At 64.6% G+C, this 1,550-nt stretch carries 1 protein-coding gene; it reads right to left on the reverse strand.

Annotated features, from left to right (window positions below; all coding sequences use genetic code 11):
- Positions 1–129: 129 nt before the first annotated feature.
- On the reverse strand, positions 130–1,317 hold the full coding sequence (gene argE, locus IVB29_RS34325; protein WP_247507851.1) for an acetylornithine deacetylase: 1,188 nt from the start codon (positions 1,315–1,317) through the stop codon (positions 130–132).
- Between the last annotated feature and the right edge of the window lie 233 nt (positions 1,318–1,550).

The following is a 1,550-nucleotide window of genomic DNA, read 5'->3' on the forward strand; positions in this document are numbered from 1 at the left end:
CCGGTTTTCGGCCTCAATACTTCTCTGGTCGCAGGTGTGGACGAGCGGGCCTCGCTCTCGTGTCCCGGACGCGCTGCAACGCGTAGCGTTGCTGCGCAGAGCCGGGACCCAGTCAACCACGCATTCCGGCTACCCCTTCACACAATGTGCGATCAGCTTCTCGACGAAGCCCGCGCATTTCTCCAGCTCTGCCATCGCCACGAATTCGTCCGGCGTGTGCGCCTGCGCGATCGATCCGGGGCCGATGACCACTGAGGGGATGTCGGCCATGCTGGCAAACAGACTTGCCTCGGTGCCGAACGCGACCTTGGCGTGGTCGTTGCGGCCGGCGAGGCTCTTTGCCAGTGTGACGATTGTCGCATCGGCGGCGGTGTCGAGCGCGGGATAGTCGAGGATCTCCTCGAAATCGAGGCCGCATTCAGGGCTTCTCGCCTTCATCGCGGGCTCGAGCTCGGCCTTGGCCCAGGCGACGATCGCGTCCGTCACCTCACGCGACTCGGTGATACCGATGCCGCGGCATTCGAAATCCACTGTGCAGGTGTCGGGCACGATGTTCAGCGCCGCGCCGCCATGCACGATGCTGGTGAGCAGCGTCGAGTGCGGGACGTCGTAGAGGCTGTCGGTCGCTCGCACGGCTGCGAGCGCCACGGCGCGGCGGCGGATCTCGACGATCAGCTCGGCGGCATATTCGATCGCGTTGACGCCGTCAGGCGCGATCGAGGAGTGGCGGGCGAGGCCGCGGAAGGTCGCGCGCACGCCGTGCTTGCCCTTGTGGCCGATGATGACCTTCATCTCGGTCGGCTCGCCGATGAAGGCGCCGAGCGGCTTTATCCGTTTCTTCGCGACTTCGCGCAGCATCGGGCGCACGCCGACGCAGCCGATCTCCTCGTCATAGGAGATCGCGAGATGAATCGGCGTTGCCAGCTTCGCCTCCAGCATCTCCGGCACCATGGCGAGGCACACCGCGACAAAGCCCTTCATGTCGGTGGTGCCGCGGCCATAGAGCTTGCCGTCGCGTTCGACCAGCTTGAACGGATCATGGCTCCAGTCCTGGCCGGCAACGGGTACGACGTCGGTATGGCCCGACAGCACGAGTCCCGGCCGGTCTTCCGGCCCGATCGTCACCCACAGCGAAGCCTTCTGCCCTGTTACGTCGACGATGCGCTCGCCCTTGACGCCGAGGAAGGCGAGATAGCTCTCGATGTGGGCGATCAGGGGCAAATTGGTGCGGTCGCTGATGGTGTCGAAGCCGACGAGGTCGGCGAGGAGATTGCGAATGCGATCGGGGCGTGAGCTCGGGAAAATCGGGTTGGGCATTGTCTCGTTCTTGTCGGGGGAGATGGAAGCTGGGATGCTTGCACGAACCATACCAACGTCGTGGCTGGTGGCGCAAATCAACACCGGCCCGTAGCCCGGATGGAGCGCAGCGCAATCCGGGGCCGCTCTTTCCGCTTGGATAGATTCCCGGACTACGCTCCGCTCCATCCGGGCTACGAGACCTTGTGTTGCCCGACGAGGCTGAGCAAGAATTGGTCGTTGGCGGCCTTAGG

The organism is Bradyrhizobium sp. 1, from assembly GCF_023073315.1.
Taxonomy (GTDB): domain Bacteria; phylum Pseudomonadota; class Alphaproteobacteria; order Rhizobiales; family Xanthobacteraceae; genus Bradyrhizobium.

Bases quoted from the DNA above. Each gene is read 5' to 3' on its own strand.
- argE (WP_247507851.1), bottom strand. From the start codon at position 1,317: ATGCCCAACCCGATTTTCCCGAGCTCACGCCCCGATCGCATTCGCAAT.